Genomic DNA, 12,805 nt, shown 5'->3' with positions numbered 1-12,805 from the left:
CAAATCCGGAGGAGTCTGTTTTTGGCACGCACGCCGGCTGCGATTTTTGCGATCGTACTTGCGCTATTGACGACCACATTTACTGCCTTTATAGCAACAGCGGCAGCTGATAATGAAAACGTCTACGACGACGAAGAACAAGGGGAGAGTCACGAAGGGGATACGTTCATATTTGACGCATTCATTAACCCGAGTGAAATCACCGACGGTACAGAAGGGTTTGACGATGACAATGAACCCGGCAATGATGCAGGACCTCATAACGGTATCGTCCGGACATGGGATACGATCACGTATCCAGTAAAGCTCACCGTGAACTCGAAAACCGAAGAAGCGGTTAACGATGTAGTGCTCCGTTTTTCCGGAACACTTGACGGAGGAATCGGTGATGACCGGGTGAATGCGAAGTTCTCGTCTGGCGGAACTGAAGATATAGAGAACGGTGTTGTGTCTTTTGAACAAGAGTACACCATCGGTCAATCGGGTAGTTCGATTATGTTCCCGATCGTCTTGGATGTACTCGGAGCAACGCATGGCGTTGAGTTAACACCGGAGATTTCCGTTGAAGTTATCAGCGTAGATGGTGAGGATGTAGAACCAGGAAGCATGGTCACTCACTTTGATAACTTACCAACGACAACAACTAGCGCCAAAGTAAATATTAAACCGTTTGTCGACCTCGCGTTCCCAGGACTCGGGATGCCGTATTATCCGTACTCAGGTATCACAGGAAACGATGACGACGTGGAAAACATTCATGGGGTGTCGGTATCGTGGGGTCTGGACAACCTCGACAACAAAACGGATAATCGCGGAGCTACCTTCCCGCATGCCGACGGGGAAATCCAGTACAGGATTGAATTATCCGGGGAGGTTACCTGGAATCAAGGTAATGAACCGACACGGCCGCTGAATTTCAGCGGGACGGATACACCGTTTATGCTGTATGACCATATGCCGATCGGGAGGCAGGTTGACAGCGACCACCCGACCGGGCTTAACTGGCAGCACAGTATCGGTAGGGAGAATATGCTCGCAGAGGGCAGGAGTTACTGGTGGCAATACGGTTCGCGTTATAACGCCCCGCACTCATTCATGAATGATAAGTGGCGAAACACACCACCGCGAAACTCTGTATTAGATAGTGGAGAATGGCGCGTAGGCCCCGCAGAGATCGATGACCATGTTGTGACCTATCGAGGTGTGAATTCAGATTATAGAATCGGAAGTACCTTTCCGACGGAGCGAAATTACTCTGCTAATTTCAGCGCAGCTTATTCTGAAGACGACCGCATTTTTGCCTCTCATTCATTCTTGGCTAGGTCACCAAATGAATACCGTCTTGGTGGAGAGAATAATCCCGACAGACGATCAAACAGTGTCAACTATCGCATGGAAGTGTATTTAGAAGGTTATGTGGACGAAAATGGTGCGTACCATGATCTTGGTGACAAACGTGTGCGACGCTCCTTCACAGAAGACAGCGTACCGGAAGGTCTTGCACTTCAAAACGATTTTACCTCCTATCCGTCAAATGTGGAGCTCGGTACGCACCGTGCAAACCGAACAGCACCTGGATCAAAAGGTGATGCGAGCATTATAATCGGTGAGGATGTACAGTATCGTGCCCGAATTTCAAGTCAATTTCCATTTCAAGGCGGCACGCAAATTGTATACCGATGGAATACCGACGCATTTGAATTAACGGAACGATATGCCGAAGAAGGGGAAGCGAACTTCCGACAGGAGGGGTACCAAGACCTGTCTCTTGTTCGCCACCGTAATGACGATGCGGCTCCCCATCAGATGATTCGATACGGTGTACCTAGGTTTGATCGGTCGGACAACGAGTTCGATACATTCGTGCGAAAAGGGAAGGACGATTACGACTGGTATGATACGTACAATGAGGCGATCGAGCACGGGGTTATCGGGGCGATAATGAATGACATCACAGCGCCTACTGGGCTTCGTCCTAGTTCGAGCGTACGCGTACCGTTGAAAGTAAAACACGAAAACATTGGTACAGGAGCCGTTACGAAGGATGGTACGGCGATTGTGGTTACATCAAATGGTTATGCTTACTTGGATCGAAATCGATCGGAAATGGTTAACATTACGGAAAATAATAATTACAATAATCCCTCCGAGTGGGATGCAGAAGGTAACCTGCTCAACATGCAGAGCCCTCGGACAATCGCAACGAACTTTGAGACACTCGCGGTGATTCCTGCGAGAACAGACAGCACGATAGAGGCCGAGAGATCATCGTATTACAACTCTGACATTATCGATTGGACTGTTCGAAGCAATATCGTGCTCCCGGAGGCTGGTATCCCAGAAGGTATCGATCCGGATATACGGGTGGAACAAACACTCCCAAGAGGGTTAGACTATGTAGCTGGTAGCGGGAGAATCGGAGATATGATTCGAGAGCCGGAGGGAGTGACAGACTCCAATGGTAAAACAACGCTCTCATGGCGCTTGCATATTAATGACGTTGATTTATCACTACCGGATATTACGTTTCAGACATCTATCAATCCACATGCGCTGAATCAAAACAGCTCACAAAGTTCAGTGCGTGTAGATAACGTAATTACATCACCACTTGACCTTCGATCCGAGAATTTCCGATCGGATAGCGCGTCCGTTACAATCTTAAAAGTCGGAATGGTTGGGGTATATGGCATGATCGATGCCACCCATGGGGATCGCAACAGCGAATTTACCGTGACGATGCGCCCGTATACAACCATCAGTGAAGAGTCGAACGTCAAAACACTTACGCACCTGCCGCTTTCAGGAGATATGGCTGGTTCCAGGTATTCCGGGGATGCGGTATTTACTGACATTCGAACGATTGTTGACCGGGAGTATGACGGAGACGTGACGGTGTATTTGAACAACAACCCTGTATATAGCGATGAACCGCACCGCATTGATACGAGCACCGGCGGTTGGTATAAAATGACAGGTTCCACCGACGTGACAAGCGCTGTGAGCGTCCTCCTGCACGTCGAAGGAGTGCTTTCCAGCTTGGACGATGTGCTTCTCAACATGACGATACAGACGAGCGACAACGAGTTCGGGGATCGCTACATGACCGAGGCGGTAATTAACTCGGACACGAATTATCCTCTTTCAGCGGTTTCCAACCGGGTGCAATACCTGATCCGAGCGGACTTAGAGATCGGCATTGATCGGTTCCGCATTTACACGAATACAGATACTGACGGGCTCCCGACAAGCACCTGGATTAGCCAGGTCGTATTGGAACCTGATAACGTGCGTGACACCGAGCTGACGTTTGCGATTTACAATACCAACAGCGGCGAGATGGTGGTATCAAAAACACTTGAGCAGGAGGAGATACCGAGCCGTTTAGAGCTTATGATTCCGCCAGATGTATTAGCACCGGATAGTATGCAAAATTACGAAGTGCGCATCCAAGATTATGATACCGATAAGGTTTGGCTCATCGCCGGCATGGAAGCGGTTGATACAAACGGATACACGTCAAGCCGGGTCACCCTTACAGAAGATGATGAACACGAAGACGGGATAGTCCGACATGAAGGAGTGGTTGCCACTGAGCGCGTTGCTGGGGAAGAGGAGATGGATTATTTTCATGAGCGAATAGCCATCACGCATACGCCGGAAAGCGAACTAGAAGTCAAGTCAGGATACGCTTTCAATCTGCAAACCGAGATTGCGTATGAGAATGACCTGTTAGCCGATGTCGGGGAACGCCTCGGTGTTCCATTTAAAACCGACAGCATCATCCGTGTGGCCAACGACTTGATTGACAGCACGCTCTCACACTACGACAGTTCGGCTGAGCAGTCCCCTGTACTATTGGATCGGCAAGACGTGAATAACACGCCGACTGGTTCTGAAACTCAGTACCAACTCCCGCCGGTCTATCTTGAACATGGTTCAGGATATGCGTTCACGAACGCACAGATTGAGGCTGGAGATGTGGACGAAAGCATGGTGCAATCAGGTGGATATAGATTATATGTACCTGTTTGGATCAACGATACGGGTATGTTCCCGACGAATCTGCAGCACGATCGCCGCATTGGTTCAAACCGTATTGGGTTCGATGTAAAACGTGACGTGAACGTTTATGCCTACATGTTTAGCCATACGGACTCTGAGACACCAGACGAAGACGAGCTGCTCATTCACCCGATGGTTCAGGATGAGATTCCGGATGATTGGTAAAATCCGCAACAAATGATTGTCTCCACAGGAGAATGCCCCTATTTAGGGGCTTCTTTTTTTCTGGAAAATTTTGTATAATCAGTGAGAAAGGAAAATAATGGAAATACTTGCAACAAAATACGAGAGGGGTGTATGCACGAATGAAGGGGAAACGTACAGAGCGACGGTTCAGTTGGCATTCTCGCTTAAAGATGGGGCTACTCGCCGTTTTTCTGGCGGGTATTTGCGCACCAGGAGTTCATGCGGAAGCGGAAACGGACGAAGATATCCTGCAGCATGATATGTTTGAGTTCGAAGCGTCGATTAACCACAATAATATTGTGGACGGAACAGAAGGGTTTGACGATAATGATGAGCCTGGAAATGACTCAGGGCCGAATAACGGGATTATCCGTTCCTGGGACACAGCGACCTACCCGGTCATGATTACAGTGAATCCGAAACAGGCAGACATGCTTCAAAATATCGAGCTGCGCCTGACAGGGGAGCTGGAAAACGGGATTACTGGGGAACGCGTGAATGCGAAGTTCGCCATTGGCGGAGATGAAAACTTAGATACAGGGGTCGTCAGCTTCGAGCAGGACTATACGATCGAACAGACTGGTAACTCGATCATGATTCCTGTCACCATCGAAGTGCTTGGGGCAAAACACGGCGTGGAACTCACGCCTGACATCCAGGTGCAGGTTGTCAGCGTGGACGGGGAGAACATCGAGAGCGATGGTGTCATAACACATTTTGATAACCTCCCTGGCATTACCACAAGTGCGAAGGTAAGCATTAAACCGATCGTAGCGTCCGGTCTTGCCGGTCAGGGAATGCCGTTTTATCCATACGCCTCTATTCAGAATGACCTATCTATCAGGGAAAATACGCACGCATTCGCTCTCTCCTGGGGGATTGTGAACCTGCCGGGTAAATCAAATATTCGCGGGGCGACGTTCCCAGATCCGGAGGGGAAGATTAATTTTAAAATCGACCTCACCGGGGAAGTGGCATGGGACAACCCGGCGCTGAGAGAACCACTCGATTTCGAAGGCCGGGATGCGCCATTTTTAATCTTAGATCACCGGCCAATCAGTACAACAAGGACGGCCGTCGGTTCGCCATTTACGGTGCTGGATGGAGAATCATATTCTTACAGCCGTTCGAATCGGTACTCCGCCCCGTTATCACAGCTATCCAATCCAAACCAGTCACACCATTCGGTATGGGACAGCGGGGACTGGCAGCTAACAAGCATGGACGAAGGGCAGCATGCTGTTTCTTACGAAGGGTTTAATACTGATTACGTAATCGGAAGTACGTTTCCCCGAAATCGGGCGGACGGCTATGTCGGAAGGTATTTATATGGAGTGGATGAGCGGGTGTTTTCTTCTCATTCGTTCTTAGTGTTAATGCCAAACGAATACCGCATCGGAGGTCCGAACAATCCAGAGGGCCGAGCAAACAACGTGAACTACCGGGCGACGGTGACGATGCTGAGCTACACCGATGAAAATGGTGTGACTACTGATTTTGAAAACCAGAGAACCGGCTCCCAGACATTTACGGAGCGAAATAATCCAAGCGGATCGTTTTCGGTCAATAAAACCTTTCACGCTCATCCAGCAGGCGGGGAGCTGGGAACACCAAACGTAGGTGACCGTTCCGTCTCCAAAGGGGATGCGTCCACATTGATCGGAGAAGACGTTCGGATCGTAAGTTATTCGTACCCTCGGATGACACTTTACGGCGGATATAGAAACGTGTACCGCTGGAATACAGACGCCTTCGAGATGACAAAAGCATACGCGGACTGGTCGAGGGATCGTTTTTATTCGACGGGATATAGAAATATTGCCCGTCAGACGGTCACGCGAGATACAGAGCGCCAGCATATATATTATGGCGTACAGAAATTTGATGATAACTCCTTTGAAAGTTTCACATCAAAAGGAAAAGACGACTACGACTGGTATGAAACCTACGAAGAAGCAGTCGAGCATGGCCCGATTGGAGCCATCATGAACGATGTGACCGCAGTTGCCGGGGCAGGAACGACCGTTGGTGTTCAGATTCCGCTTCGTGTAAAGCACGAAAATATCGGAATCGGGTCAGAAACATATGACGGTACGGCAAACGTCGCGGTGACAAACTTCTATGCGTACCCGGACGAAGATCGGGAACGGGAAGTGGATGTATCAGCAAACCGGGCCTACCATAACCCTGCTATCTGGGACGAAACCGGAACGATGCTTGAAAAGCAAACACCATCGGGAGGATCGATCAACTTCGAAACGCTCGCGGTGGTTCCAGCGGATACAGCAAGCCAACTGAGTACAGACAAAACGTCTTATTACAATTCAGAGACGATTACATGGACTGCAAGGAACAGTATCGTGCTGCCAGAGTCAGGTGTTCCAGATGATTTGGACGCCGGGGTAACGGTTAGACATACACTCCCACAAGGTCTTGATTACCGAGTAGGTAGCGGGAAAATCGGTGATGTACCGACTGACCCGGAAGTGACAACTCATTCCAACGGTACGAAAACACTCACATGGGAACTGCTCGTATCTAACCGGGATCACAGTATTCCGGGAATCACATTCGACACGACGATCAATCCGTTTGCGCTCTCCTCAAGCGGGGTACAGTCCAGCGTAGAAGTAAAAAGCGTGATTGAGTCAGAACTGGACAGGCGTCCGGAGAATCTCAGAACATCAACCACGTCTGCTACGATCTTAAAAGTAGGAATGGTTGGAATTTATCAGTCGATTGATAAGACGCACGGCGATAAAAACAGTGATTATACGGTGACACTTTCTCCGTATACTACGATTGAAGATGAATCAGGGGTTACTGGGCTGACGGTTATTCCACTATCTGGAGATGATTTGGGATCAAATTATTCCGGTACAGCCACAATGAAGAGTCTTTCTTTAATAAAAGATCGTCGTCACGAAGATAAAGACGTCAAGATTTACCTGAACCGGTCACCGGTCTATGACAACCGTCCCCATGAGATTGACGCAAGTCAGGGCGGCTGGTATGAATATACAGGTGAAGAAAGCGAACTGGAAGGAGCGGTAAGCCTTCTGTTTTATGTCGAAGGGTTAATGACGAACCATGACGACATTCGAATTAATATTGGAATTCAGACCGAAGGGAATGAATTCGGCGACAGGTATTTGAGTGAAACCGTGATTAACTCGGACACGAACTACCGATTGTCACCGATCTCCAACAGGGTTAGGTATACGATTCGGGCGGACTTGGAATTAAGGCTGGAGCGCTTCCAGGTATTCACGAACAAGGCAAGCAAGGGGCTGCCGACAAGCGTTCGTGTCGCACAGGTGGTGCTGGATGGGGACAGCGTGAAGGATCTTCCGATCACCCTTGCGATTTACGACACGGATTCCGGTGACAAAGTCACAGAAAAAGAATACCTGCAGCGGGATCTACAACGGGAGAACGGGATTACGATCCCTTCTGACGGTCTGGAGCCGGATCAGATGAAAAATTACGAAGTCCGAATTGAAGGGTACGATACAGATAAAATCTGGGTTCGTGACGGAGAGGGCTCGATTGACACGAATGGTCACACTTCCAGAGAAGAGACGCTCACACTGGACGATGCGGACAGTGACGGAAATATTGTTTTCCGGGACGTAGTCATGACCGAGCGGGAGTTGGGGCAGGACATGGTAGAATACTTTGAAACCCTTACGGTGTACCATATCGACAATCCGAGCGTAAAAGCGGGTTACGGCTTTGAACTAACCGCGAAAGTCGAGTACGAAAACGATGTGATGAACGAGGTGCGGAGCCGAGTAGAAGGCGTCGCATTCGAATCAGACATCGATGCGGCGTTTCACCACAAACTGTTTGATCCGTCTCTCGAATTTTATGATTCGGATGCGAGCTACAGCGGAGATGACAGCATCACTATCCCGCTGCTCCGTGACGGGTTATCGCCAGGGGTAAATCGAACAGCATCGGATTATCAGCTGCCCCATTTTTATTTAGAACAGGGATCAGGGCTGACATACACAGCAAATCAGAAAGAAAGCGGTGAGCTTCTTTTAGAGGATGCGGTGGATGCAGGGCACCGGTTGCTCGTTCCGGTATGGATTGATGACGTGGGCGAATACGGGATGGTTATTTCAAACACCACGCCTTTTGGATCTCATTTCATGAATTTCGAGATAGACCGCCTGGTCGATGTCAGAGCGTACATGTTCCATCATACGGATTCTGTTACACCAGATGACGATGAACTGCTGATTCATCCAATGATTCAGAATGACATCCCGGAAGATTGGGATTCTGGCGAATAGTAAGAGATATAACCTGCCTGGTGCTATACCGGGCAGGTTTTTTTACGTAAGAAAAGGTCACCCTAGAGGGTGACCTGGTTGGTTAACATCTAAGAGAATTCGGTCCGAAGATAATTCTAGCCGCAATTGCCGGGGCGGTACTCTGTCCAACCAAGCAATTTAAAAAGTTTCTATCGCAACAAGGGTCCCAATCTCCATGGCCTGCCCAGCATTGGTCATGCCCTACGCAACATCGGTCAGTTGCATTTATTGGGGCTCCGCCGCCATCAGGTAGGTTATAACCACATCCTGCACCACAATGCTGATAACCACCTGGCGCACAGAATTCATACCAAGCATTGGCAGTCACTCCATCAGTCGAATAGTTACCAGGTTTGAAATCAGGGTTATCAGGAAGGTCTTCTTGGTAAGCATCCTTCAGTTCAAACTCTGGCTCTCTTTCTTTTTCTACGATTTCAATGCCGCCATCAACCACATTGAAAATTCGTTGGATTTTCTTTCCTTCAACCTCAGTAAGCACACTTCCAGATAAGAATGTAACATCATCTGAATTGTCATTCTCATAGTTTATATCGTTGTATGAGATTAACACCTTTTCATCTTCATCAGTAAAGTTTAGTGCTTTCACATAGGCGTTTCCGACCACGTTCTTATCACTAACAACATTGAATTGATAAGTGGTTTGGAGTTTCAAATTCTCCAGGGAAGCACCTGATGCTTCAGCGAGAGTATCAATGAGTTCCTGATACGCTTCAAAATGTTTTAGTTCTTCTAACGTATTAGCAATCTCTTCGTCTCTTAGTCGAGCACCATCAATAATTTGATACATACAATCATCTCCTTGTTTTTTCGGGGGTAAAGTTAGCAACCGCAGTGATAGAAGGACTCGCTACCATCTGGATAAACAGCCATTGTGACGCGGCATGCCAGACACAAAATACAGTGTTCAAAATCATCACTGATTTTGCAGTACGTGATGAACTGTGCCTTGACGTCGTCGGTAGTTTTTAAATTTTGCTTTTTAATCATGGAATCTCACCTCCCTTTGTAGTAAAGCTAACTACATACAATAAAAAGGAATCACAGGAAAAATAAACAACCACCTTTTCCAAAGTACCTTGTTAAACGAGGTACTTTGTGTTACAGTTTTAATAGGAGAATAAGGAGGTGGATTGATTTGGATAGAGAACAATGGAAAGGCAATATGGATTTGCTAATTTTGTCTATACTGCGCCAGGACGACGCGTATGGCTTTCAAATTATTTCAAAAGTAAATAAATTGAGTGAGGGCAGCTATCAGCTCAGTGAGGGTACGCTGTATTCTGTATTGAAGCGTCTCGAAAGAAAAAAAGCTATTAGCTCTTATTGGGGAGATGAATCTCAGGGTGGCAGACGGAAATATTACACGATTACACCCCTCGGGGTAGACGTTCATCAAGAGAAATTAAACGGCTGGAAGCAAGTTAATCGAATCATTAGTGAAGTAAACAAGGAGGGAGAACCTAATGAGTAAGGTAGACCAATATATTGAGAGTGTTTTAGATCACGTGGAACTGAACCAGGAGAACAAACGTGATATAAAAGAGGAATTTACATTTCATTTGAATAAAAAAACAGAGGTGTACGAAGAAGAAGGATTGAGTAAACAACAAGCCGAAGAAACAGCCATATCTGACTTTGGAGTAAGTAGTCAAATAGGTAAAGAGTTAAACAGAGAAATCTTCCCCTTTAGAAAACCACTTCTTATGATTGCAGGTTTAACTGGCGTATTATTTTCAGCTTTGGTTACCTTTTCTACCTATATGTTCCAGGAGATAGTACCGTTAGTCTGGCTTATCCTAACGCTAATTTCTAACGTTTCGATCTTCTACTTTGTTCAAAAACCCGCTAGAGCTGCAGCCAGCAGATTACTGTTAATCAGTCTATTGTTAGTGACCTTTTTGTTTGGCTTTTACGGGTATCTCTTAATGGATGGCTTTATACAAAACCAACTTGTCTATTATGGTTTATTTGCATTATTTCTGATCCATTCAGCCATTTTGTTCAGCCAAATATACATGGGGTCCATGTTCCAACCCGTAAACGTAGATTTAAAGATGCTTTCCGATGAGAAACGCCGGAGCGCCTTACTGATTAATATCCTCACAGGAATAATTGTACTGGGTGTGGCTTTGTTTGGGCTTGTAGGGTACATCATCTTCGTACCGACATCGGTCCCGGTGATACCGTTATCGTTAATTTTAGCTTGGTTTAGCTTGTTCCTATGCCACTTGAAAATTAGGAAGCTCGAAAATCTGTCCCGCTTTCTGATGATCGCACTCGCGTCACTTGTCCTTGCTGGGTTTATGTATATTCAATTCGCGGCGTTTTAGGGGGAAGAGTTTAAAAAGAAACTAATAAAAGCCTCTTATCAAAAGAGGCTTTTTTGTATAAATTATATAGGATGGAGGTGGCACCCGGATTCGAACCGGGGATGAAGGTTTTGCAGACCTTTGCCTTACCGCTTGGCTATGCCACCGAATAACCCGGCCTGAGCCGAGTAAAGTTATTCACTGCAGTAATTTTTTAGTTTATTGGATGTTTTCGCCGCATCTGCGATTATTTCGTAAAGAAGTTCCTTTTCTTCTGGACTATAATCGTGCTGATCTAAACATTTTGAATAAAAGGCTTGCGCTTTTCTGGCCTGACAATAACATTGAAATAAGTTCTCCCGTTTCACAGGATCTCACCTCACTTGTAATTTCTCCGTCAATGCCTGTTGATTAAATCCGGTGACGACTTCGTTAGCATCCGCCTTTTTAATAAGCGTAAGAGGTGTACCTTTTCCTTTTAAATTCAGAAATTCTGCTCTGTATTCCTGATTGGATATTTCCCGTTCTTCAAAAGGAATGTTTTTTTCATTCATCCAGTCCATCTGTCTATGACAATGACCGCAAGCAGACTGCGTATATACAATAATGGAATCAGCCATGGTAAAACCCTCCTGTTTACTCGTAATTTTTTTGTCTCTATACTTAAAAGGGGAAAAGCGAAAAAAATTACAACCTTTTGCTTAAATAAATTAGACCATTTCCTTCGACATTGAATGGGTACCCCAGCCTTTTAGTGTTCTTAATCAGCTGGCCGTATATTTCCGTCCCTGAAATAGTTCTTTGTAACTTGATTTCCACATCCTGAATAATTAAGCTGAGCGCTCCAACGACAAAAGGCGCAGCCATGGAGGTGCCGGACATGGATTTATAACTACTATCAAGATAAGTGGAGTTTATGTTCACCCCGGGAGCCAGAATGTCCATCTGATTATTTAGATTCGAAAATTCCGCGATTTCTTTATTCATATCAATAGCGCCTACTTGTATCACTTCGTTATAGGCGCCAGGGTAACCTAAATTCACATCGTCTACATTTCCTGTTCCCTGGTTACCTGAAGCGGCTACCACAACGACCCCTTGGCTGATAGCGAATTTAATCGCCTCATATAGTTCTTCATTGTCCTCTTCCGTACCTAACGATAAGCAGATCACCCGAACGCGTTCGTTCTGTTCTCCTCGCCAGTTGACCGTAAAATAAATACCGTTGATGAGATCCTTGATGTTGCCCGATCCATTTTTATCCAGGACCTTGACGATCATCAATTTCGCTTCAGGGGCAACACCTGTGGCTTGGCCGTCTGTATTGTTTGAGGAGGCGATGCCGGCCACATGGGTTCCATGCCCGTTATAGTCCTCGAACTTTTTGAAATCCCCTTCATCTTCTTCTGTGAAATTAGCACCGTCTATAATTCTAGTAGAAAGATTAGTATGATTCGTATCAACACCACTGTCTAAAATGGCAATGGTGATCCCCTTCCCCTTAATACCTAAGTCCCAATAGGTTTCTACATTGATTGTATTTAACGGGTTCTTTGTATTTAATGAGTTCACCGGGTACGTGCCTTCAAATACGGGTATGGCTTTAACGGTTTGCTTTTTCAATGATATTCCTCCCTGTTATTCTGCAGTTTTTATGTTCCACATATTCGATAAAACTGGGCGCTCTGGTTAAATCAAAACGTTGTAGCGCTTTCGTAATTTCAAACGTCAATTCCTGCTTTAAATCCTCCCCAGCATGTTCGTCCAAGGTCCTGATTTTACTTTTAATTTTAGGATCGAACATATCAATAATTTCCATAATCGCATCGTTTTCAACATTCATATCGGCGCTACCCTTCACCTTCTGGGTGAGGTCATACAATCCTAGCGGAGTGCTCATAC

General features: G+C 46.4%; 9 protein-coding genes and 1 tRNA gene. 4 read left to right on the top strand and 6 right to left on the bottom strand.

What is annotated here, in order from left to right:
* Window positions 1-21: 21 nt before the first annotated feature.
* Window positions 22-4,230: a hypothetical protein gene (locus BK582_RS25130; RefSeq protein WP_078598395.1), complete on the top strand. Its 4,209-nt coding sequence runs from the start codon at window positions 22-24 to the stop codon at window positions 4,228-4,230.
* 191 nt (window positions 4,231-4,421) lie between these two features.
* A complete protein-coding gene (locus tag BK582_RS25125) occupies window positions 4,422-8,552 on the top strand; it encodes a hypothetical protein (protein WP_169911308.1) in 4,131 nt (1,376 codons plus the stop codon).
* Between the two features lie 82 nt (window positions 8,553-8,634).
* On the opposite strand, the gene BK582_RS25120 is transcribed toward BK582_RS25125, so the two are convergent.
* Both BK582_RS25120 and BK582_RS27450 read right to left on the bottom strand, forming a co-directional pair.
* Complete coding sequence (locus tag BK582_RS25120; protein WP_078598390.1) at window positions 8,635-9,381, bottom strand: phospholipase A2 family protein; 747 nt, start codon at window positions 9,379-9,381, stop codon at window positions 8,635-8,637.
* A gap of 32 nt (window positions 9,382-9,413) precedes the next feature.
* Window positions 9,414-9,581, bottom strand: coding sequence for a hypothetical protein (locus BK582_RS27450; RefSeq protein WP_169911306.1), 168 nt, complete (start codon window positions 9,579-9,581; stop codon window positions 9,414-9,416).
* Between the two features lie 148 nt (window positions 9,582-9,729).
* On the opposite strand from BK582_RS27450, the gene BK582_RS25115 reads away from it, so the two are divergent.
* Together BK582_RS25115 and BK582_RS25110 are read left to right on the top strand one after the other, a co-directional pair.
* On the top strand, window positions 9,730-10,065 hold the full coding sequence (locus tag BK582_RS25115; RefSeq protein WP_078598388.1) for a PadR family transcriptional regulator: 336 nt from the start codon (window positions 9,730-9,732) through the stop codon (window positions 10,063-10,065).
* Window positions 10,058-10,924, top strand: coding sequence for a permease prefix domain 1-containing protein (locus BK582_RS25110; RefSeq protein WP_078598387.1), 867 nt, complete (start codon window positions 10,058-10,060; stop codon window positions 10,922-10,924). Before BK582_RS25115 ends, BK582_RS25110 begins: the two co-directional genes overlap by 8 nt.
* A gap of 72 nt (window positions 10,925-10,996) precedes the next feature.
* Here the strand turns inward: BK582_RS25110 and BK582_RS25105 are convergent.
* From BK582_RS25105 to BK582_RS25090, 4 genes are all read right to left on the bottom strand, one after another.
* Window positions 10,997-11,070, bottom strand: a tRNA-Cys gene (locus BK582_RS25105).
* A gap of 207 nt (window positions 11,071-11,277) precedes the next feature.
* Window positions 11,278-11,523, bottom strand: coding sequence for a glutaredoxin family protein (locus BK582_RS25100; protein WP_078598385.1), 246 nt, complete (start codon window positions 11,521-11,523; stop codon window positions 11,278-11,280).
* A gap of 67 nt (window positions 11,524-11,590) precedes the next feature.
* On the bottom strand, window positions 11,591-12,526 hold the full coding sequence (locus BK582_RS25095) for a S8 family peptidase (protein WP_169911304.1): 936 nt from the start codon (window positions 12,524-12,526) through the stop codon (window positions 11,591-11,593).
* On the bottom strand, window positions 12,507-12,803 hold the full coding sequence (locus tag BK582_RS25090; RefSeq protein ID WP_078598381.1) for a helix-turn-helix domain-containing protein: 297 nt from the start codon (window positions 12,801-12,803) through the stop codon (window positions 12,507-12,509). Before BK582_RS25090 ends, BK582_RS25095 begins: the two co-directional genes overlap by 20 nt.
* Window positions 12,804-12,805: the final 2 nt, after the last annotated feature.

It is taken from the genome of Evansella clarkii (genome assembly GCF_002019695.1).
GTDB classification, from domain to species: domain Bacteria; phylum Bacillota; class Bacilli; order Bacillales; family Salisediminibacteriaceae; genus Evansella; species Evansella clarkii.
Note: the sequence above shows the minus strand (reverse complement) of the source record. Positions and strands in the feature narration are given on the sequence as shown.